This window comes from Nesterenkonia muleiensis (assembly GCF_003600155.1).
Classification (GTDB): Bacteria; Actinomycetota; Actinomycetes; order Actinomycetales; family Micrococcaceae; genus Nesterenkonia; species Nesterenkonia muleiensis.
In genome coordinates this window covers 1-20,971 of sequence record NZ_QWLD01000016.1, presented here as the reverse complement: position 1 = coordinate 20,971, position 20,971 = coordinate 1, and the positions used below count along the sequence as shown (strand labels likewise).

Here is a 20,971-nt window from a genome sequence, read left to right as displayed (position 1 = left end):
CCGGTGAACATCATTATCCTCAACTGCAACACCAACTCCACGCTCACTGAGGCGCTGAGGGCGATTGCCGCCGCGGCGGCCGGGCCGCATACCGAGATTGTCGCACTGACCCCGCCCTTCGGGCCGGAGTCGGCCGAGGGCTACTACGAGAGCTTCATCTCTGCGGCTGCGATGTTCGCTGCGCTCGAGGAGCACCAAGAGCCCTTCGACGCTGTGGTGCTGGCCGGGTTCGGAGAACACGGCAGGGAGGGACTGCGCCAGCGCTGGGCCGTGCCCGTCGTGGACATCACCGAGGCCGGACCCATGTTCGCCAATCTCGTGGCTCACCGCTATGGGGTGGTCACCACGCTCAGCAGCACAGTCCCGGTGATCTGGGAGAGCCTGCGCAACGCGGGGTTGCACACACGATGCATAGGGGTCGAGGCCAGTGAGATCGCGGTCTCCTCCATTCATGCCGACATCGCAGAGGTCGCGGCCGCCCTGGAGACCCGCGCCCGTGAACTCATCACGCGCGGTGCAGAGGCGATAGTGCTGGGCTGTGCCGGTTTCGCCGGACTCGACGCCGAGCTCAGCCACCGGCTCGGCATTCCCGTGATCGACGGAGTTCCCGCCGCTGTGCGATTGGCAGAGACGCTGGTCGGGTCAGGTATGAAGACGTCGAAGGCCCAGGCCTTCCAGCCGGTCAACCCAGCCAAGGAATGGAAGGGGTGGCCCCCGGTGGCAAACCCGGTGGCCTGAGCCGGGTGAAGAATGCCAGCGTGTTTCTTTGATGAAACATACGTTTCACTAGGATGGAGGCTATGAATCTCTCCGCATCGGACTACCCCCAGATCCACCCGCCGCAGCGGCTGCTGATGGGCCCCGGGCCGGTCAATGCCGACCCGCGGGTGCTGCGGGCCATGTCCGCCCCGCTGATCGGTCAGTATGACCCGGCCATGACCGGTTATATGAACGAGGTCATGGAGCTCTACCGCGGAGTCTTCGCGACCTCGAACGAGGCCACGCTGTTGATCGACGGCACCTCGCGGGCCGGAATCGAAGCTGCCATCGTCTCCCTGGTCGAGCCCGGCGAGAAAGTGCTGGTACCCATCTTCGGACGGTTCGGCCACCTGCTGAAGGAGATCGCTGAACGAGTCGGAGCCGAGGTCGTCGTGCTCGAAAAGCAGTGGGGGCAGGTCTTCACCCTGGCAGAGATCGACCGGGCACTGAGGAATGAGAAGCCCAAGGTCCTGGCCCTGGTCCAGGGCGACACCTCCACCACCATGAACCAACCCCTGGACGGGGTCGGCGAGCTGTGTGAGAAGCATGGGACGCTGTTCTACACCGATGCCACCGCCTCACTGGGCGGAAACCCCTTCCACGCCGACAGCTGGAAGGTCGACGCCGCCACCGCCGGGCTGCAGAAATGCCTGGGCGGACCCTCCGGCTCGGCACCGATCACCCTGAGCGACCGTGCTGTGGAGGTTATCCGCTCCCGCCGCCACGTGGAGGCCGGGATCGACGACGGCAGCACACCCCAGGGACGGCGGATCAGTTCCAACTACTTCGATGTGGCGATGATTCTGGACTACTGGGGACCGCAGCGGCTGAACCATCACACCGAGGCCACTTCCATGCTCTACGGCGCCCGCGAATGCGCCCGCCTGCTGCTGGCAGAGGGAATAGACAACGCGGTGGCGCGCCACCGGCTGCACGGTGCGGCCATGGCTGCTGGGCTCACCGGCCTCGGGCTGAGAATCTTCGGCGACCAGAGCCACCGGATGAACAACGTGGTGGCCGTGCACATCCCCGACGGTGTCGACGGCGAAGCAGTGCGCACCGGACTGCTGGAGGACTACGGCATTGAGATCGGCACCAGCTTCGGACCCCTGCACGGGGTGGTGTGGCGCATCGGCACCATGGGCTACAACGCCAGGAAGGACGCGGTGATGCTGACTCTTGCCGCACTGGAGCAGGTGCTCCGCCGCAGCGGGGCGCAGGTCACCGCCGGAGGAGGCGTGGGCGCAGCAGCAGAGCAGTACAGTTCCGGTGCCGGGGACCGTCTGGGCCGGTCTGAGCCTGTCATCACCCCCGAAGCGGAGGCCACCGGATGACCGCGGCCGAACGCATCATGCACCGCTGCGACGAACTCGCGGCCGTCTCCGCCCTGGAGGACGGGATCCTGCGTGCCTACCTGACCGAGGAGCACCGGCGGCACAATGACCTGGCCGCCCAATGGATGGAACAGGCCGGTCGACGGGCCGCCACTTCCTACTGGGTGTGGCAGGACGCCGCAGGAAATCAGTGCCTGCGGATCGAGGGACGGGAGCCCGGGCTGCCTGGCCTGCTGATCGCCTCCCACCTGGACACCGTGCCGCACGCCGGCCGCTATGACGGCATCCTCGGGGTGCTCGCCGGCATCGAGATCGCCGATCGCCTGGGACCGCATGCGGCGAAGCTGCCCTTCGCACTGGAGGTCGCGGCCTTCGCGGATGAGGAAGGAACCCGGTTCGGCGCCACCCTGCTCGGCTCCCGGGCCCTGGCCGGCAGCTGGGACCCGGACTGGTTAGCCCTCACCGACAGCGACGGTATCAGCATGGAGCAGGCGTTCAGAGACTTCGGTCTGGACCCGGCCCGGATCGGCGAGGCCGCGCGCAGGCCTGAGCAGCTGGTCGGCTACCTGGAGGCCCATATCGAGCAGGGCCCCTATCTGGAGGCCGCTGGCCGAGCGCTGGGGGTGGTGACCTCCATCGCCGGTGCCAGGCGCTTCCACATCACTGTCCATGGTGAGGCCAGGCATGCCGGCGGGACGCCGTATGAGCGGCGTCAGGACGCCCTGGTCGGTGCCAGCCAAGCGGTTCTGGACATCGAGAGGATCGGCAGGGAGAGGCAGGCGGTCGCCACTGTCGGACAGATGAACGCGCACCCAGGTGCGGTCAACGTGGTACCCGGCCGCGCCGATTTCTCCTTGGACGTCCGGGCTGAGACCGATGTGCTCAGGGACCAGGCATGGGACGCGATCGAAGCCGCTCTTGCCGCCTCCTGCACCCAGCGGAGCCTGAGCTTTGAAGTCGAGGAGATCCACTCTGCGCCCACCGTCTTCGCCGACGGCCAGCTGATGAATGCCGTCGCCGCCGGCATACGCGCCACCGGAGACCCAGAGCCGATGCCGCTGTTCTCCCGGGCCGGGCACGATGCGATGGCAGTCGCCGAGATCGCACCTGTGGGCATGCTGTTCACCCGCTGCCACGACGGCATCAGCCATCACCCGGACGAATCCATCACCGTCGACGACGTCGCCTACACCCTGGACGCACTGGAACAGGCGGTCTGGCACCTGGCTGAACACAGTGGACAGACAGGAGAGCCGCGGTGACCGAGCTGATCGCCACGCCCACCGCGGAGATCCCCAACGCGCGGATCGATGCGCGGATCGATGAGAGGTACGGTGACCTTCCGCCCCAGGAGCGGCGGGTGGCTGACTTCCTGGTCGATCACCTGGGCGATCTGGCCGTGTTTTCCGCCGCAGACATCAGCAGGCGCACCGGGGTCTCCAAGGCCACCGTCTCCCGACTGTTCCGCAAGCTGGGGTTCGAGGACTTCAAAGAGGTCCGCGACCACGCGCTGGCTCTGCGCGCCTCCGGACAGCCCACCGCCTCCCCGGTGCGTTCCGGCGACAGCAGCGAGACCACCGGCATTCAACGGCATGTCCAGCACGAGCAGCAGAACTTCACCAAGCTGGCTGAGATCCTCGCCGATGGTCGGCTGCATCAGGCAGTGGAGATGATCCGCGACGCCGGCCAGGTGATCATCATCGGGATGCGCAACAGCTATCCTCCGGCCGCCCACCTGCACCACCAGCTGATCCAGGTCCGCGGAAAGGTCCGGTTGGCCCCTCAGCCCGGCCAGAGCCTGGGTGAGGAGCTGACCGGACTGGCTGCCGGCGACCTGGTGGTGGTCTTCGGGTTCCGCCGTCGTCCGCGCGGCTTCGGCGATCTCATCCGCCACGCGGCCAACTCACCGGCACAGCTGCTGTGCATCGGTGATGCCACCTCCCGCACCTACGCGAAACACGCTGAGACCTGGATCGAATGCCCGCTCGACGCCGACGGCGCCTTCGACTCTTATGCCGCACCCATGTCAGTGGTCGCACTGCTGGCCAACGGTGCGCTCAATGCCTCTCTGGCGGCCGGTCGCCGCCGGATCTCCCACGTCGCCTCCACCTACGAAGAGCTGAAGGAGCTGGACACCTCATGAGCCTGGTCACCACCCACATACTCGATAATGCCGATGGCGACCCCGCCTCAGGCGTCGTCGTGACCCTGAGCGACAGTACCGGACAGCAGATCGCCTCCGGGACCACCGACGACGACGGCCGGGTCGCTGATCTGGGACCCGAGACGCTGCCCCCGGGCACCTACCGGCTGCACTTCCAGACCGGTGCGTACTTCAGCGCCAAGGGGGTGACCACGTTCTTCCCCGAGGTCACCATCAGCTTCACCGTCAGCGAGGCCGCCCACTACCACGTGCCCCTGCTGCTGAGCCCCTATGCCTTCTCCACCTACCGCGGAAGCTGATGGCCGCCTCTGCCTGGCGGGTCCCCGCCCCTGGGTGCGGTGTTCGGCCTGTGGACAACGACATAGGACCTGAACACAGAGTCAACATCCCTGAAATGTCCTCAGCCTAGGCTTAGGCAGCATGACAGTGCGTCACCTGATCGCCGACCAAGTCCTCCTCGAGGGGGACGTGGTCCCTGCGCATCTGGAGATCGACCACAGCGGAGCGATCCGGCGAATCACCCGGCTGGCGGCCGGACAGGTGTCTCGTCAGGCCGCGGTGGTGCGTGCCCGGGACGTCTCCGGCGGAGCGGGGATGCTGGTGGTGCGCCCCGGGCAGATCGTGCTGCCGGGAAATGTGGACACCCACGTGCATATCAACGAACCCGGCCGCACCAGCTGGGAGGGCTTCACCACCGGGACCATGGCTGCCGCCCTTGGCGGGGCCACCACCATCGTGGACATGCCGCTGAACTCTGTCCCGCCGACCGTTGATGTCCCCAGCCTGGAGTTCAAGCGGGAGGCTGCCCAGGGACAGACCTATGTGGACGTCGGGTTCTGGGGCGGAATCGTGCCGGGCAACGCCGAGGATCTTGAACCGTTGTGGGAGGCGGGGGTCTTCGGCTTCAAGTGTTTTCTGCTGGATTCAGGGGTCCCCGAGTTCCCCCCGGTCACACCTGCGCAGCTGCGTGAGGCCATGCACCGGGTCAAGACGTTCGATGGTCTGGTGATCGTCCACGCCGAGGACGCCAAGACCATCGACACCGCCACCACAGCCCTTGGTCTGCGCCGCAGGGTCACACGGTACGCACACTGGGCGGCCACCCGGCCGGCGGAGGCTGAGGTGACAGCCATTGAGGGGCTGCTCGACGCCGTGCGTGAAACCGGCTGCCGGACCCATATCCTGCACCTGGCCGCCGCCGGCGCCCTGGAGAGCATCCAGCAGGCCCGTGATGAGGGACTGCCGGTCACGGTGGAGACCTGCCCGCACTACCTGTGCTTCGAGGCTGAGGCGGTTCCCGACGGCGCCGCAGAGTTCAAATGCTGCCCGCCCATCCGTGACCGCGGCAACCGCGAGGCGCTCTGGCAGGGCTTGCAGGAGGGACTGATCGACATGGTGGTCACTGACCACTCCCCGGCCACCGGGGAGGAGAAGTACCGAGGGGCTCCTGACCTTTCGCAGGCCTGGGGCGGAGTCTCCGGGCTTCAGGTGGGATTCGCCGCGGTGGCCTCTGCCGCCCGTGACCGCGGCATCGGCCTGGAACAGGTCAGCCGGTGGATGGCTGCCAGCACCGCAGACCTGGTGGGTCTGTCGCGCAAGGGGCGCATCGCCGCCGGGCACGACGCTGACTTTCTCCTTTACGACCCGGCAGAGACCCATGTGGTCTCTGCCGCCGGACTGGCGCACAAGAACCCGATCAGCGCCTATGATGGCCACGAGATCCGCGGCACCGTGGTCGGGTCCATCCTGCGCGGCACCCAGCTCTTCAGCGCGCAGGACTCCTCGGCCATGCTGCTCAGCGCCGGGACGCTGCTCAGCGGCTCCGGCCCGGCAGCCAGGACCCCGCTGAACGATCACGCGGTGAGTGCCTCATGAGTGAGGCCTCAAGGGGCGGGGTGCAGTCGGTGGCACGTGCCTTCGACCTGGTGGAAGTTATCGCTGCACGAGGAGGTACGGCCAGCCTCAGCGAACTGGCCACCGTCACTGGGCTGCCTGCCGCCACCGCCCACCGGCTGCTGCGCACACTCATCACCTGCGGCTATCTGGTCCAGCTGCAGGACCGGCGCTATGGGCTCAGCCAGAAACTGGTCCCGATCGGTGCCGCCGCGGCCCGGCGGACCGGCCGGTGATCGCCACCGTCATTCTGGCCGCAGGAGAGGGACGGCGCCTGGGCGGAGACTCCAAACCGCTGATCAAGGTGGCCGGAGAAACCCTGGCAGCACGCTCCCTGGGTGCAGCTCTGGCCGCTGGGACGGCCCCGGTGCTGGTGCTCAGCTACCAGGCCGAGGAGGTGGTGCGGATGTTAGAGCGCGAATGCGCGGAGCGTCTGAGAAGCTCCCAGCTGGTGACCGTCAGGGGCAGTGGTCAGGGCACCCCCGAGATGGCGGCGTCGTTCCGAGCCGGGGTGCAGCGGGCCGCAGACCTCGGGGCAGCGCAGATCGCGGTGCTGCTGGTGGACCAGCCCGGCATCGGCGCCCCGGCGCTTAGGGCTGTGCTGGAAGCACACGACCCGGGCAGGGTCACCCGCGGCGCAGTGTTTGGCCGTGCCTCTCACCCAGTGGTCTTCGACACCGACGACGCGCTCGCCGCTGCTGGTCAGGCCGAGGGCGATGAGGGTGCACGGCGGTATCTGCGGGCGCATGAAGAGAGGGTCTGCGTCGTCGACCTCACCGGTGTTGCCCGGGACGCCGATCTTGATACTCCGCAGGACCTGGCGGCCTGGAGTGCAGAGCCGCATAGATCCGGTCCTTGGTGAACGGAGTCTCGGTCAGCCGCACTCCCACCGCATCGCGGATAGCGTTGCCCAGCGCCGGGGCCACCGGGTTGAACGGTGACTCCGACATGGACTTCGCCCCCATCGGGCCTATGGGGTCCTCGGTGGCCGCGAAGTGCACCTCGGTACGCGGCAGATCTGCCATTTGGGGGATGTGGTAGCTGCGCAGGATATCGGTGGTGACCCTGCCGGTGTGGTCGATGACGACCTTCTCGAACAGGGCAGCGCCGATCGCCTGTGCCGTTCCTCCCTCGACCTGGCCGCGGCATTGGGCCTCGTTGAGCACCACCCCGGCGTCGGCGGCCTGGACCGACTGCAGGATCACCAGTGTGCCGGAGGCGGCGTCGAGCCCGATGCGGAAGCCATGGACGTTGAACGCCGCAGTCCGCGGGGACCCTCCCCAGTGGCCGGTGCCGATGACCGTGTGCGGGTCCGCACCGGTGGGCAGGGAGTTCAGCTGGGTGAGCAGGTCCTTGGCCGCCAGGAAGGAGGCTTTGACGCCGACGGTGATTCCGGTGGAGGCGAAGGCACCGGTGTCATGGTCGACCAGATCGGTGTCGGATTGGCGCAGCAGAATTTTCTCCGCGGTGGTGCCCAGCACCTCCGCGACCACCTGCCGGTGCACGGTGGAGGTGCCGTTGCCGAACTCTGCGGTGCCGACTCTCAGCTCGTAGCGTCCGCCGCCGGGCTCATCGGGCCGGCCCAGCGGCCGCACACTGGCATGGGAGTGATGGCCGTTGGGCGGGGCGGTGTCGATCATGGTGACCGCAGTGCCGATGCCCAGCCGCCAGTCTCCGGTCGGCGCCGAATAGCCGTGGCTCTCCTCGTCGAGCCGCCGCTGGCACTGCGCCAGCTCCGCGGCGCTCAGCGGACCCCTGCGCAGTTCGCCGGACATGATCGACAGGCACTGGTGCAGCCCGTCGGCATCGACCTGGACATCGGCGTCCTGGCCGAACAGCTCCTCGCCGACGCTGACGATGTTCTCGGTCTTGAACTCCAGGGGATCGCGGCCCAGCTGATGGGCGAACTCGTCCATGGCGCAGTCCACGGCGAACAGCGTCTGGGAGAGCCCGTATCCGCGGAACGCCCCGGCGGGCGGATTGTTCGTGTAGACGACCTCCGCCGAGACCTGCTTGTTGGGGGCCGAATAGAGCTGCATCGCTTCGTGTGCGGAGTGGAACATCACCCCCGGACCGTGGTTGCCGTAGGCACCGGTGTCGGAGAGCACCCCCATGGTCTGCGCGGTGAGCCTGCCCTGCTGGTCTGCGGCCAGGGCCACCTCGACCCGGAAGGGGTGGCGGGTGGTGGTCGCGGTCAGCGCCTCAGACCGGGTCAGCTCCCAGGAGACCGGCTTCCGGAGGCCTCGCTCGGCAAGTTTCACCAGCACCAGCAGCACCAGGTCCTCGGTCAGCACCTCCTGTTTGGACCCGAAGCCGCCGCCGACCCGCCCGGTGAAAACTCGCAAGGTCCGGGACTCCAGGCCGAAGATCCGCTGCAGAGTCCGCTTGGCCAGGAACGGCACCTGGGTGGAGCTGCGCAGGGTGTAGCGGCCCAACTCATCGATCCAGCCCAGCGTGCCATGGGTTTCCAGGGACGTGTGTGATGTCCGGTGGGTGGTGAAGCTCATCCGGAGCGCGTGCGGGGACTCCGCCAGTGCTGCTTCGGCATTGCCTGCGGCTGCTGCTACGGTGGCCAGTCGGTTGTGCTGCGGATCCAGGATCGGGAAATAGGCGCTGCCCACCGCATCGGTGCGTTCGCCGTCTTCGGGGTGCAGTACCGGGGCACCGGGTTCGGCAGCGGTTGCGGGATCGAAGACCGCCTCCAGCACCTCGTAGTCCACATCCACCAGCCGGGCGGCACGGGCTGCCAGACGGCGTGACTCGGCGACCACCACTGCCACTCGCTGACCGACGTGCCGGACGGTGCTGTCCAGCAGCCGGGTGTCGGCGGGATCGTCCTCGGCCAGTTCATGCTGGGCGGAGGAGTACCGGACCGCCGCAGGCACATCCTCATGGGTGAGCACGGCGACGACGCCGGGGGAGTTCAGCGCCGGTGCGGCATCAATGCCTCGGATCCGGGCATGCGCATGGGGGGAACGCACAACGACAATATGAAGCGGCGGCTCGGCCGGAAACTCATCCCCGCCGGTGACGCTAGCCTCAGGCGTGATGGCTGCGGTCTCTGCGTGCGGCCGAGAGCTGAGCGGGCTTCGCCCGTCAGTGGAACAAGGACTGTCGAAGGTGTAGTCCACCGTGCCGGTCACCACCCCCGGTCCGGCCGGCGGCAGAGGGCTCTTTCCCGGGCCGTCGTCGGTGCTGGCTCGGGGCACCTGGGACAGCGCGTCCTTGATGGAGCAGTAGCCGGTGCAGCGGCACAGATTCCCTTTGAACCGCCGGTCGGTCTGCTCGGTTTCCCCGCCGGCGGGACTGGCTTCAGGTGTGATGGCCGTGGCCTCTGGATGCGGCCGAGAGCCGTGCGGGGTTTCCCCGCCGGCGGGACTGGCACCGTACGGTCCCTGTGCCGCGGCGGTCATGATGAACCCGGCAGTGCAGTAGCCGCACTGAAATCCGTGCGAGTTCAGGAAGTCCCGCTGCGTGGGGTGCAGCTGCTCAAGCAGTGTGGAGTGTGCGGGCCGGCCCTGCGCCTGAACCACGGTCTGGGTGGCTTCCGGGCTCAGTCCGCGTAAGGTGGTGACCGTCTTCCCGGCGGCCCGCTGGGCACCGGTGATGCAGGAGTGCACCGCGGTGCCGTCGAGGTGGACGGTGCAGGCCCCGCAGTCCCCGGCGTCACAACCGCGTTTGACCGCATCTGCACCTGCCGCGTCCCGCAGCCAGGTGCGCAGGCACTGCCCGGGCTGGTGCACCAGGGGCACATCCTTGCCGTCGACCCGCACACTCCCGGCATCCGGCCCTTGGTGCGAGGAGGCATCAGCGAGATCGGTCGGCCCCGGGAACACTGGTGGGAGGGCGCCCTGCGGCAGGGCACCTTCGACGGCGGGTCTCCGGTCTGCCAACGCTGCCGCCAACTCTGCCGCCAGCCGGTGGGTGGTCCGGCGCCGCCAGTCCGGAGAGCCGTGCACATCATCGACCCAGAGGCTGTCCGGCAGAGTTTCCGCGGCGGCGCGTGCGTCATCGGGGCCGAGGCCGGTGTCCAGGACCACCGGCCGTGAGGTGCTGGCGGTGACGGTCAGCCGGAGGCTGCTCTCATCGACTCGCTGGCCGATCAGCAGGCAAGCCGAACGCCCGTAACGGGTCAGCGACTCCCGCGCCATCACCGCGGGTCGTGCCAGATGGGCAGCTGGGATGAAGAACGCCCGGATCAGCTCGCCATGGTCCAGTGCCGTCTTCCCGTCACCGATGACGAGGTCAGTGACCGGCAGCTCCCGGCTGCCGCCGGGGGTGAGCAGCAGAGCAGTGGCCCCCATCCCGGCCAGCCAGGAGGTCATCGGACCGGCGGGCAGGGCCGTGGCCACGTTGCCCCCGACGGTTGCGCTGTTCCAGACCTTCCAGGAGGCCACGAAGGCCTCGGCGGCTGGTTTCATCAGACTCAGTCCGGGGTAGCGGTCTGCGGTGATCCCGTGTTGCTCCAGGGTCTCGGTGGCGGCGAAGAACGCCGCGACGGTGCAGGTCGCGCCGATTTCCAGGCCGAGGCCTTCATGCCAGGTCAGCGGCGCCCAGGGGGCGGTGCTGATGTCCAGCAGCCGGCTCGGGGCGCTGGTCCGGAAGTCCCTGCCGTAGGAGTAGAGCACTGACCCGCCGGCCACCCAGGTGTCTCCAGGCCGGCTCTCCTCGGGGTTCCAGGTGGTGATCACCTGGTCAGCAGTGGTGATATCCATCAGCTGACCACATCTGCCGGAGACTGGACTGTGCCTGCCGGTGATACCGGCAGGCGGCGCAGTATCGACGACTGCCGGGGGCGGCTGTGATGGATGGGACCGGTACCGCGGCTGAGCGGGACTCCGATGCTGGACATGTGGTCTGTGTTTCTGGCGCTGATCAGCTGGGAGAACACTGATACCGCACTTTCAGCAGGTGTGCTGGCGGCGATGTCCAGTCCCAGAGGGCCGTGGATGAGCTCAAGCGCGGCCGGTTGGTGACCTCGCTGTCTGAGTTCGGCGCGCCGTCGTTGTTGGGAGGCTCGCGACCCCAGAGCGCCCATGAAGTCTACGGTCGTTTCGGCGCGCAGGAGTGCATCCAGGACCGGCACATCCAGGTCTGGGTGGTGGGTCATCACGCAGGCCGCCGTCCAGCCGGCATCGGTGCGGGCGGCAAGCCGGCTGGCGGCCGAAGCCGGGTCTTCGAGGCTCATGTGAGCTCCCTCTGGGACACGGTCAGCGCATCCGAAGGCGGGGCGGTGGTCCACCAGCTCCACCTGCCAGCCGACGCTCAGGGCGATCCTGGCCAGATGCACCGCATAGTCCTGGACGCCGAACAGCAGCAGACGCGGGGCCGGCTCCCGGCTTTCGGTGACGATCAGGCATTCTGAATCCAGCTCGACTCTCCGGGTCAGCTCAGCGGGCTCTTCGGCCTGGCCCGCAGCCAACGCCCGGGCGTCGTCGTACTCTTTCATATGTGCCAGCGGTTGGATCAGCACCTGGATTTCCCCGCCGCAGGTCAGCGGGACCTCGCCGAGCAGGCCGCCACCGGGGCCGAAACTCTCCAGCCTCGGCCGGCCCGTCTCGAGGCACTGCTGGGCCAGGGAGGCGGTGGTGGACTCCACACAGCCTCCGGAGAGCGAGCCGATGATCTGCAGGTCCGCGGAGACCGCCATCGATGTCCCCACCGGGGCGGGGGAGGAGCCTGCAGTGCTGACCACCGTGGCCACAGCCCAGCGTCGGGGCTCCTCGAAGCAGCGGCGATACTGCCTGATTCTGTCCAGCACGTCGGCCTCCTCAGCGGTGGTGATGACCAGTGGTGCACCGGCTTCGAAGAACCCGGTGAAACGTTCGTCTCATCACCAGAGACTAGCGAGAACTCTGTTACAGCCTTGTGACAGGGAACATTTCCACTCGCGGTTTACCTGGTTGTAATACTCAAGTGAGTGCGACGAAACAAACGTTTCATACCGTGGGCGGTGCTGATACTCGCACAGTTCAGAGAGGCCCATGCTGGTGACAACCACACCTGCCGTCGAGACGCTGATCACCAACGCCTATGTGGTGCTGCAGTCTCAAAAAGCCTCAGCGGCCGAACAAGCCGCTGGGGTCACGGATGTCGAATCTGCTCAGTCCGCCGGCCGGGAGGTCGACGGCGGATGGCTGGCCATCCAGGACGGCAGGGTGCATAGTGCAGGCAGGATGGGGCAGCCGATGCCTGAGGCCCAGCGCAGGCTCGATGCCGGTGGACGGCTGCTCACCCCCGGTCTGATCAATACCCACCATCACATGTACCAGAACCTCACCCGGGCCTACGCCCCGGCGGTGAACGGAACGCTGTTCCAGTGGCTGACCACGCTCTACCCCAAATGGGCTGGGCTCCATGAGGAGTCGGTCTACCTCTCCACCTATGTGGCCGCTGCCGAACTGCTCACCGGAGGGTGCACCACCAGCTCGGACCATATGTACGTTCACCCCGTCCCGAGGCTTATCGACGCCCAGATCCAGGCGGTCACAGAGGTCGGGTTCCGGTTCATGGCCAACCGCGGCTCCATGACCCGCTCGGTGGAGGACGGTGGACTGCCGCCCAAGGAGGTGGTCCAGGACGAGGACACCATCCTGAGCGACTCAGAGCGGCTGATCCAGACCTACCACGATCCCGCACCGGGAGCGATGACCCGGGTGGCCCTGGCCCCCTGCTCGATGTTCTCAGTCAGCGAGTCCATCATGCGATCCACCGCTGAGCTGGCGGAGAAGTACGACGTACGCCTCCACACCCATCTGGCGGAGGACACCGACGAGGACGACTACGCGCTTGAAGTCTACGGCCGGCGTCCGGTGGAGTACTTCGAGGACTGCGGTTGGGCCACGCCCCGGTCCTGGGTGGCCCACTACGTCTACGGCTCGGATCAGGAGAACCGGCGGCTGGCCGAAGCCGGCGTGGGCGCTACGCAGTGCCCGAGCTCGAACATGATCATCTGCGGCGACGCCGCCGACGCCAAGACCCTGCGGTCAATGGGCATGGCAGTGGGAATCGGCTGCGACGGATCCGCCTCGGCAGACTCCGCCGACCTGTGGCAGGAAACCCGAACCGCGTTGCTGCTGGGCCGTTTCCGGCACGGACCGGACTCCTTCACCGCCCGGGAGGCGCTGAATATGGCCACCGAGGGCTCAGCAGCCACTCTCGGCTGGGCCGATGAGATCGGCCATCTGAACCCCGGAGCCTGCGCCGACCTGGTCATCTGGGATTCGGCCCGGCTGTCGCAGACAGGCGTGCTCACCGATCCGGTGGAGGGCTGGCTGCGCTCCGGACCTGCCCGGGCGCACACCGTCTTCGTCAACGGCGGCGAGCGGCTCACCCAGGGGCAGCTGCAGCTCCCGGGCCTGGAGGACGTCGTCGCCCGCCACCGCACTGCCGCCGAGGCGATGCAGAGATGATTTTTTCACCACTCGCACTGTTCGCACCACCTGAGAGAGAGATCACCATGAACACCAAGACCACTGTCACCACGACCAAGCTCACCGCTGCCGCTGCTGTGGGCGCACTGGCACTGACCAGCTGCGGCAACGGGGACAACGGCGGGGATTCCGACGGCGACTTCGGCTCCGTCGAGGTCCCGCTCTCGTGGATCATGACCGCAGAGTTCGCCGGCATGTACTACGGAGTGGATGAAGGCTACTACGAGGAGGAGGGCTTCGAGGAGGTCGAGCTGATCACCGGCGGTCCCGCCGCCACCCCCTCGGTGACCCAGATCGCCACTGGCACCGGACTGGCAGGGCTCTCCAACCCGATCGACGTGGGGTCCTTCTACGACAGTGAAGGTGATGATGCCGGAGTCAAGGTCATCGGCTCAGTGTTCCAGCGCAACGCCTTCGCGATCTTCTCACTGGGGGACAACCCCGCCACAGAACCGGAGGACCTCATCGGGATGAGCGTGGGTGTGGCGCCGAATAATGAGGGGGTCTACTACGCCTTCCTCGACGTCAACGGCATCGACCCCGACGATGTGGAGATGGTCTCCACCGGTGGCACCGCAGAGCCGCTCTCCAACGGCGAGGTGGACGCCTATATCGGCTATGCCACCAACCAGGCCATCGATGTGGAGCTGGACGGCCACGACGTCGAGTACCTCTACTTCTACGAGCACGGCCTGCCGTTCGCCGCCGGGTCCATCATCGCCACCGAAGAGACTATCGAGAGCAGCCGTGAGGAGCTGAAGGCCCTGCTGGCCGGAACCATCCGCGGCTGGCACACCGCCTTGGAGGACCACGACGATGCCGCCCAGGTCACCGTGGAGGACTGGGCCGCCGACCAAGGGCTGGATATGGAGCACCAGCTGCTCACCGCCGAGCGTCAGGCTCCGCTGATCTCCGATGAGTGGACTGAGGAGAACGGCCTGCTGACCATGAGCGATGAGCTGGTGGCCGACACCCTGGAGGCCATCGAGGTCGTGGGCTATGACGTACCGGATGACCTGTTCGACCTCACCCTTCTGGAAGAGGTCTACGAAGAGAACCCAGACCTGATCGAACCCTGATCCTGCACGGGAGAGGAAGGAGAAGTCCATGACTATCGCCACTGAGAACCCCGCCACTGGTTCCACCCCGCTTCTGAGCGGGGAGGGGATCAACATCACCGGACTCGGCAAGATCTTCGGCTCCGGCAAGAAGCAGGTCAGCGCGCTGGAAGACGTCAGCCTCGCCACCGGACAGGGAACCTTCCTCTCCCTGCTAGGTCCCTCCGGCTGCGGCAAGTCCACGGTGCTGCGCATGCTGGCCGGGTTGGAGGAGCCCAGCGCAGGAAGCCTGCTGGTGGACGGGCAGACTCCGGACCAGCTGCGCTCGGCCAACCAGCTGGGCATCGCCTTCCAGGACTCGGCGCTGCTGCCCTGGCGCAGCGTCTACTCCAATATCAGGCTCCCGCTGGAAGTCGCCGGAATCAAGCCTGCGCCCGGCCTGATCGATGAGCTCATCGAGCTGGTGGGCCTCTCCGGGTTCGAGCATTCCCGCCCCGGCCAGCTCTCCGGCGGTATGCGCCAGCGGGTCTCGATCGCCCGGGCACTGGTGGTCAAGCCTTCGGTGCTGCTGCTGGATGAGCCGTTCGGCGCACTCGACGATATGACCCGCCAGCGGATGAACATCGAACTGATGCGTATCCTGGAGGAGAAACCGGCCACCACGCTGATGGTTACCCACGGCATCTCCGAGGCGATCTTCCTCTCCGACGTGGTCGCGGTGATGAGCGCGCGCCCGGGCCGGGTCAAAGAGGTGTTCGAGGTCGATCTGCCACGCCCACGCACCCCGGAGCTGCAGCGCACCCCGGAGTTCCACGCCCTGGTTGACCACGCCTCCGATCTGCTCTTCGGCACCAGCGAACCAGGAGGGCACTGAGATGACCACTCTCGCTGTACCCGGTACAGGCACTGCCGGCCGGAGGCTGCGTGTTCCCAGCTGGGTTCCTGGCGCAGTGGGACTGGGCGCGTTCATCCTGCTCTGGTGGCTGGTGGGTGCTTTCGGCACCATCGGTACCGCCGCTGGAGGCGCCTCCGCGATTCCCACCCCGTTCGCGGTGGCCGCGCAGATGCTCGACGACGGCTTCTCCTTCTACTGGCGCAACATCTCAGTGACGCTCACCGCGGCCGCCACCGGCTTCGCGGTCGGCAACCTGCTCGCGGTGCTCACCGCATCCCTGGTGCTGATCGCCCCGTGGCTGGAGAACATCGCCACCCAGCTGGCGGTCATCACCTACTGTCTGCCGCTGATCGCCATCGGCCCTGTGGTCTATGCCGTCGGAGGCCAGCCGATGACGGCCAATGTGCTGGCTGGGCTCTCGGTCTACTTCGTCACCGTGGTCACCACCATCCAGGGACTGAAGTCAGCGGATAAGGCCGGGCTGGATGTGATCACCGTGGCCGGGGGAAACCGGTTCGACCAGCTGCGCAAAGTCCAGCTCATCGGCGCGATTCCCTATGTGCTCACCGCGCTGAAGATCGCCGCACCGGCATCGGTGCTGGGTGCGATTCTCGGCGAGTACGTCGGCGGCATCACCCGCGGCCTGGGTCCGGCGATGGTCGCCGCCCAGGGCAATAATGTCGAGCGGCTCTGGGCCCTGGCCATCGTTGGGGTGATCGTGGCAGGCATCGCCTATGCCGTCATCGCCGTAGTCGGCCGCTACGCGACCCCGTGGACCAGGAGGTAATGCGCCCATGAATCCGATCCTGCGCGCTGTGCTGATTCCCCTGGTCAGACTGGCTGCCTCGCTGGCGGTGATCACTGCTGTCTGGGTGGGTGCCCTCTGGTTCTTCGACGTCAGCCCGATCATCGGCAAGAATCCCGCAGACGTCTACCAGTATCTGTTCACCCACCCTGAGTCCGCCGCGCACCGTGAGGTGGTCTTCGCCGACTTCTGGATCACCATGCTGGACACGCTCATCGGATTCGGGGTGGGCATGTTCGTCGCCGCGCTGACAGCCATGGCTTTCCAGATTTCCAAAGGGTTCGAAGCCGCGGTCATGCCGCTGGCGATGATCTGCCGATCGGTGCCGCTGGTGGCGATGGCCCCGATCATCGTGCTGATCTTCGGCCGGGACTGGGCCTCGGTGGCAGCCATGGGCACTATTGTGGTGATCTTCCCCGCCCTGGTGACCATCGTGGAAGGGCTGCGTTCAGCCTCCCCGGCGATGACGGAGGTCGTTCAGGTCTACGGCGGGAACCGGGCCACCGTGCTGCAGAAGGTCGGGATGCCGGCCTCACTGCCCAGCTTCTTCACCGCCGCACGGGTCTCCATCCCCGGGGCGCTGACCGGGGCGATGCTGGCTGAGTGGCTGGCCACCGGCGACGGGATGGGCTACGGCATCATCCAGGCTGTGACCCAGACCGACTATGACCGGCTCTGGGCCTCAGTGCTCATCGTCACGCTGGCCTCATTGGTGGTGTACTCGTTCATCGGGGTCGCCGAGCGGCTGGTGGCCCGCAGCACCGGCATCGGCCTGGCCGCCTGAAGCGGCCGATCAGCCTCCGGCAAACGGCGGGAGGACGTCGACGGTGTCGCCCGGGCTGACCTGTGCTGAGCCCACCTCTGCGCGGGTGCCGTTGATCAGGTAGCTGGACTGGGCGCAGACCCGCCGCAGGCCGACGCCGCCGCTGCCGGGGTCTGGGCTGGCCTGGGTGAGCTGGTCGACCAGATCCCGCAGCAGCAGCGGATCTTCCCTGACCTGGATGCTGACCTGATGGGCACCGGCAGCCTCCGCGGCTGCGGCGTAGAGCCGAACCGTCACGTCACCCATCTCAACCTCCGATCGCCGACATCGACCGCTCTGGCCTGGTAAACCCGGGCAGCTCGAAGCCGGGCCTGTCGGTCCCGTGGGCGGCGGGCTTGGCCCACATGGCCTCCGCCCACCGCCGGGCGAGCTCGGTGTCGGTGGCGCCACCGCGCAGCAGGTCCATCAGGTCCACCTCTTCCTGGGAGAACAGGCAGCTCATCACCCGGCCCTCTGCGGTGATTCTGGTGCGAGTGCAGGCGGCACAGAACGGCTCGGTGACACTGGCGATGATCCCCACGGTCCCTAGCGGCGAGGAGAAGGCCCCGGCATCCTTTTCCCACACGGTGAACCGCTCAGCCGGGGCGCCGCCGCGATCCTCCTCTGCGGGCTCTATCCGATACTGATGGCTGAGCAGACTGCGGGTCTCAGCTGCGGTGACAGTGGCCTCCCGCTTCCAGGTCCTATCGGCCTCCAGCGGCATCTGCTCGATGAACCTCAGCTCGAAGCCGTGGGCCAGCGACCAGCTCAGCAGGTCAGCGGCCTGGTGGTCGTTGGCCCCGCGGACCAGCACCGCGTTGATCTTCAACGGTGTCAGTCCGGCAGAAGCGGCAGCCGATACCCCGGTCAGCACCTTGTCCAGGGAGTCCCGGCGGGTCAGCTGGGCGAAGGTCTCCCGGTGCACCGAGTCTAGGGAGATGTTCACCCTGCTCAGCCCGGCGTTGCGCAGCCCAGCGGCCCTGCGGTCCAGGCCGATGGCATTGGTGGTCAGCGCAATCGGAAGCTCTGGGTGGTCCGCACGGATCCCGGCAATGATCTCCTCGAGATCCTGACGGACCAGGGGTTCGCCGCCGGTCAGCCGCAGCTCGCGGATGCCCAGTTGCTGCACCCCGATGCGGACCAGCCGGCGGACCTCATCGCCGGTGAGCAGCTGCTCGCGCTTCAACCAGGGCAGGCCCTCGGCAGGCATGCAGTAGCTGCAGCGCAGGTTGCACTTGTCAATCAGTGAGAGCCTGAGGTCTGAGGCTCGCCGTCCGAACCGGTCGATCAGGCCCTCCTCCAGGCCGTGGGGGCTCGGGCCCGGGCTGTTGGACTCGTGGTCGGCGGGATCCCGTTCGGGGCGGTCTTGGGACGTGGGCACCCTCGGCATGCCGAGCGCTACCCTAGGTGTCATGGCTTCCCATTCTACGTCCAGGGCTCCCGTCCTGTCCGCCCGGCACGGCCGCGTCAGCGTGGAGGACCACATCGCCCGGCTTCGCGAGGTCCTGGAGACCGCACTGAGGCACCGGAGAGCCGAGGCCCTCCCGATGAGCGCTGCGGGGCTTTCCGGCCGGTTCAGCGCAGCTGAGGTGACCGCTGCCGCCCAGCTTCCCGGGTTCGACAACTCCCAGATGGACGGTTTCGCTCTGCGCAGCGGTGATCTGACAGCATACGACGACGCCGGGCCCGCCCTCCCGCTGGCAGGCACTGTCGCTGCCGGTTCACCGGCACCGGAGCTCCGGCCGGGGCAGTGCCTGGCAGTGATGACCGGCGCGCCGATTCCTGCAGGCGCTGACCTGGTCATACCCGTGGAGAAGACCGCGGAGGGATTCGCCGTCCTCGAGGCACTGTCTGGCGGGGGGCAAGCGGAGGTGAGTTTCGCCTCACTGGCGGAGGCAGACCGCGAACCCGGACGGTTTATCCGTCGAGCCGGTTCGGATGTGGCGGCCGGAGAGACAGTACTCAACGCCGGTGAGGTTCTGACTCCGGGCAGGCTGGGGCTGCTGGCGGCCTGCGGGGTCGCGGAGATCAGCGTGCTGGAGCCGCTCCGAACACTGGTGATCACCACCGGTGAGGAGATCCGCGCCCCCGGGGAGCCGCTTGAGCCCGGGCAGCTCTACGACGCTAACGGGCCCTTGATCCGCGCAGTCTGCGAGGGGCTCGGCCACCAGGTGACCGTGGCACAGGTGGCCAGCGATGCGCCGTCGGCCTTCACCGCGCGGTTGGATGCTCTGCTGGCTGACCACCGCCCCCACCTGGTCATCACTGCCGGCGGGATCAGTGCTGGTGCCTATGAGGTGGTCCGTCAGGCGCTGACCGGCCGCGGGGTGAGCTTCGGTTCGGTGGCCCAGCAGCCCGGAGGCCCGCAAGGGTGGGGGACGTTGGACAGTGTCGATGGCCCGGCGGCGCTGATTGCGCTGCCCGGCAATCCGGTCAGCTGTGCGGTCAGCATGGAGACCCTGCTGCGTCCGGCGCTGGCGGAACTGGACCCCGGGTGTCCGCCGCAGCGCAGAGTCCAGGTACAGGTGGGGCAGCGATTCAGCTCTCCGCCGGGACTGCGGCAGTTCCGCCGCGTAGAGTTGAGGCAGGACGACGGCTCGGCCACTGCAGTGCCGGTCGGGGGCTCCAGCTCTCACCTGATCGGGCATCTGGCCCGGGCGCACGCCTTGCTGGAGCTCCACGAAGACGACACTGATGTCCCCGCCGGGACCCTACGGGAGGCGATTCTGCTGTGACTGAGCTGGGCAAAGACCAAGCGCTGAGCAAAGGCCAGACTCTCACCCATGTGCGTCCAGACGGCAGTGCTCAGATGGTCGATGTCTCCGGCAAACCCGTCAGCTCCCGCACTGCCCGGGCTGTCTCCACTGTGGTGACCACCCAAAAGGTGACTGGGCTGCTGGCCGCGCACGGGTTGGTCAAGGGGGATGCACTGGGCACCGCCCGGATTGCCGGCATCATGGCGGCCAAGAGGACCTCCGAGCTGGTGCCGCTGTGCCATCCGCTGCCGATCGCCAAGGTGACGGTGGATCTGGAGTCTGACACTCCGGAGCCAGGCAGTGTGCAGATCACCGCCGAAGTGAAGACCACCGGTCAGACCGGAGTGGAGATGGAGGCCCTGACCGCGGCCTCGGTGGCTGCGCTGACCCTCTACGACATGATCAAGGGCGTGGACCGTGCCGCAGTGATCACCGAGACCAAAGTGGTGTCCAAATCCGGGGGAGCCTCCGGTGACTGGAGTCGGTCATGACCGTGGTCCACTCATCGATTTCCGCCGAACCGCTCAGTCCGGCTCGGGCCGAGGCTGAGGTGTGGTCCGCCGACTGCGGCGGCGTCGTGGTCTTCTCCGGCATCGTGCGGGATCACGACGGCGGCCGGTCGGTGACAGCCCTGAACTACACTGCCCACCCCAGTGCGGACCAGGTCCTTGCGCAGGCTTGTGCCGGCATCGCCAGCGAGTACACCCAGGTCCAGATATGGGCATCGCACCGAGTCGGGGGCCTGCAGATTGGCGATTATGCGCTGGTAGCCGCCTGTGCTGCCGCTCACCGGACAGAGGCGTTCGCCGCCTGCGCCGAGCTGGTGGAGCGAATCAAAGCCATCGTGCCGATCTGGAAGGAACAGTTCTACACTGACGGCACCAAAGACTGGGTGGGGGTCAGCTGAGCTGAGTCAATATTTTGAAGGTCTTGGTCGGGGCCGAATGAATAGATCGTAGGGGTATAGTACCTGGCCTCGATCTAGTATTACTAGCGCAGCCCATTTTTTCTTAGAGCGTGCGCCAGTAGGTGGTGTGTCGGTGAGCTAAGACAGGCACGGGTCCCGGTAAAG

At 67.2% G+C, this 20,971-nt stretch carries 20 protein-coding genes; 16 read left to right on the top strand and 4 right to left on the bottom strand.

All coding sequences use genetic code 11. The annotated features are described in order from the left end of the window. The first annotated feature begins 3 nt into the window (after window positions 1-3). The 8 genes from DVO78_RS05035 (at window position 4) to DVO78_RS05000 (ending at window position 7,012) form a co-directional block, all read left to right on the top strand. Window positions 4-738, top strand: coding sequence for an aspartate/glutamate racemase family protein (locus DVO78_RS05035; protein ID WP_120003987.1), 735 nt, complete (start codon window positions 4-6; stop codon window positions 736-738). A 62-nt stretch (window positions 739-800) separates the two neighbouring features. Next, the gene (locus DVO78_RS05030; RefSeq protein WP_120003725.1) at window positions 801-2,093 is read left to right on the top strand and encodes a pyridoxal-phosphate-dependent aminotransferase family protein; all 1,293 of its coding nucleotides are present in this window, start codon (window positions 801-803) and stop codon (window positions 2,091-2,093) included. After that, complete coding sequence (locus DVO78_RS05025; RefSeq protein ID WP_120003724.1) at window positions 2,090-3,355, top strand: allantoate amidohydrolase; 1,266 nt, start codon at window positions 2,090-2,092, stop codon at window positions 3,353-3,355. The genes DVO78_RS05030 and DVO78_RS05025 overlap by 4 nt, the downstream gene beginning before the upstream one ends. After that, the gene (locus DVO78_RS05020; RefSeq protein ID WP_120003723.1) at window positions 3,352-4,236 is read left to right on the top strand and encodes a MurR/RpiR family transcriptional regulator; all 885 of its coding nucleotides are present in this window, start codon (window positions 3,352-3,354) and stop codon (window positions 4,234-4,236) included. Before DVO78_RS05025 ends, DVO78_RS05020 begins: the two co-directional genes overlap by 4 nt. Further along, window positions 4,233-4,556 carry a hydroxyisourate hydrolase gene (gene uraH, locus DVO78_RS05015; protein WP_120003722.1) on the top strand — a complete coding sequence of 108 codons (324 nt, stop codon included), beginning with the start codon at window positions 4,233-4,235 and terminating at the stop codon, window positions 4,554-4,556. Before DVO78_RS05020 ends, uraH begins: the two co-directional genes overlap by 4 nt. A gap of 121 nt (window positions 4,557-4,677) precedes the next feature. After that, complete coding sequence (gene allB, locus DVO78_RS05010; RefSeq protein ID WP_120003721.1) at window positions 4,678-6,132, top strand: allantoinase AllB; 1,455 nt, start codon at window positions 4,678-4,680, stop codon at window positions 6,130-6,132. Further along, entirely contained in the window at window positions 6,129-6,386 is a 258-nt protein-coding gene (locus DVO78_RS05005; RefSeq protein ID WP_120003720.1) for a helix-turn-helix domain-containing protein, read from the top strand. Before allB ends, DVO78_RS05005 begins: the two co-directional genes overlap by 4 nt. Next, entirely contained in the window at window positions 6,383-7,012 is a 630-nt protein-coding gene (locus DVO78_RS05000; protein WP_157983878.1) for a nucleotidyltransferase family protein, read from the top strand. Before DVO78_RS05005 ends, DVO78_RS05000 begins: the two co-directional genes overlap by 4 nt. Here DVO78_RS05000 and DVO78_RS04995 read toward each other — a convergent pair. Next, a complete protein-coding gene (locus DVO78_RS04995; protein WP_120003718.1) occupies window positions 6,924-10,865 on the bottom strand; it encodes a molybdopterin cofactor-binding domain-containing protein in 3,942 nt (1,313 codons plus the stop codon). The genes DVO78_RS05000 and DVO78_RS04995 overlap by 89 nt on opposite strands. Continuing rightward, a complete protein-coding gene (locus DVO78_RS04990; protein ID WP_120003717.1) occupies window positions 10,865-11,911 on the bottom strand; it encodes an XdhC family protein in 1,047 nt (348 codons plus the stop codon). Before DVO78_RS04990 ends, DVO78_RS04995 begins: the two co-directional genes overlap by 1 nt. 229 nt (window positions 11,912-12,140) lie before the next feature. Here DVO78_RS04990 and DVO78_RS04985 point away from each other — a divergent pair, with 229 nt between their 5' ends. From DVO78_RS04985 to DVO78_RS04965, 5 genes are read left to right on the top strand one after another with little or no spacing between them, the layout of a single operon-like run. Then, entirely contained in the window at window positions 12,141-13,562 is a 1,422-nt protein-coding gene (locus tag DVO78_RS04985; protein WP_202912092.1) for an amidohydrolase family protein, read from the top strand. Further along, a complete protein-coding gene (locus DVO78_RS04980) occupies window positions 13,559-14,662 on the top strand; it encodes an ABC transporter substrate-binding protein (RefSeq protein WP_120003715.1) in 1,104 nt (367 codons plus the stop codon). Before DVO78_RS04985 ends, DVO78_RS04980 begins: the two co-directional genes overlap by 4 nt. 28 nt (window positions 14,663-14,690) lie before the next feature. Continuing rightward, window positions 14,691-15,515 (top strand): ABC transporter ATP-binding protein, encoded by an 825-nt coding sequence (locus DVO78_RS04975; RefSeq protein WP_120003714.1) that lies wholly within the window; start codon window positions 14,691-14,693, stop codon window positions 15,513-15,515. Between the two features lies 1 nt (window position 15,516). Beyond that, window positions 15,517-16,323: an ABC transporter permease gene (locus DVO78_RS04970; protein WP_120003713.1), complete on the top strand. Its 807-nt coding sequence runs from the start codon at window positions 15,517-15,519 to the stop codon at window positions 16,321-16,323. Window positions 16,324-16,330: 7 nt separating this feature from the next. After that, the gene (locus DVO78_RS04965) at window positions 16,331-17,125 is read left to right on the top strand and encodes an ABC transporter permease (RefSeq protein WP_120003712.1); all 795 of its coding nucleotides are present in this window, start codon (window positions 16,331-16,333) and stop codon (window positions 17,123-17,125) included. Between the two features lie 9 nt (window positions 17,126-17,134). On the opposite strand, the gene DVO78_RS04960 is transcribed toward DVO78_RS04965, so the two are convergent. Then, window positions 17,135-17,410 carry a MoaD/ThiS family protein gene (locus tag DVO78_RS04960; protein WP_120003711.1) on the bottom strand — a complete coding sequence of 92 codons (276 nt, stop codon included), beginning with the start codon at window positions 17,408-17,410 and terminating at the stop codon, window positions 17,135-17,137. A gap of 1 nt (window position 17,411) precedes the next feature. Then, entirely contained in the window at window positions 17,412-18,557 is a 1,146-nt protein-coding gene (gene moaA / locus DVO78_RS04955; protein ID WP_120003986.1) for a GTP 3',8-cyclase MoaA, read from the bottom strand. Here moaA and DVO78_RS04950 point away from each other — a divergent pair. The 3 genes from DVO78_RS04950 to DVO78_RS04940 are packed head-to-tail and all read left to right on the top strand — an operon-like array spanning window position 18,556 to window position 20,806. Continuing rightward, on the top strand, window positions 18,556-19,878 hold the full coding sequence (locus DVO78_RS04950; RefSeq protein ID WP_162301563.1) for a molybdopterin molybdotransferase MoeA: 1,323 nt from the start codon (window positions 18,556-18,558) through the stop codon (window positions 19,876-19,878). The genes moaA and DVO78_RS04950 overlap by 2 nt on opposite strands. 5 nt (window positions 19,879-19,883) lie before the next feature. After that, window positions 19,884-20,390, top strand: coding sequence for a cyclic pyranopterin monophosphate synthase MoaC (gene moaC, locus DVO78_RS04945; protein WP_420799060.1), 507 nt, complete (start codon window positions 19,884-19,886; stop codon window positions 20,388-20,390). After that, complete coding sequence (locus tag DVO78_RS04940) at window positions 20,387-20,806, top strand: molybdenum cofactor biosynthesis protein MoaE (RefSeq protein WP_120003709.1); 420 nt, start codon at window positions 20,387-20,389, stop codon at window positions 20,804-20,806. The genes moaC and DVO78_RS04940 overlap by 4 nt, the downstream gene beginning before the upstream one ends. Window positions 20,807-20,971 lie beyond the last annotated feature (165 nt).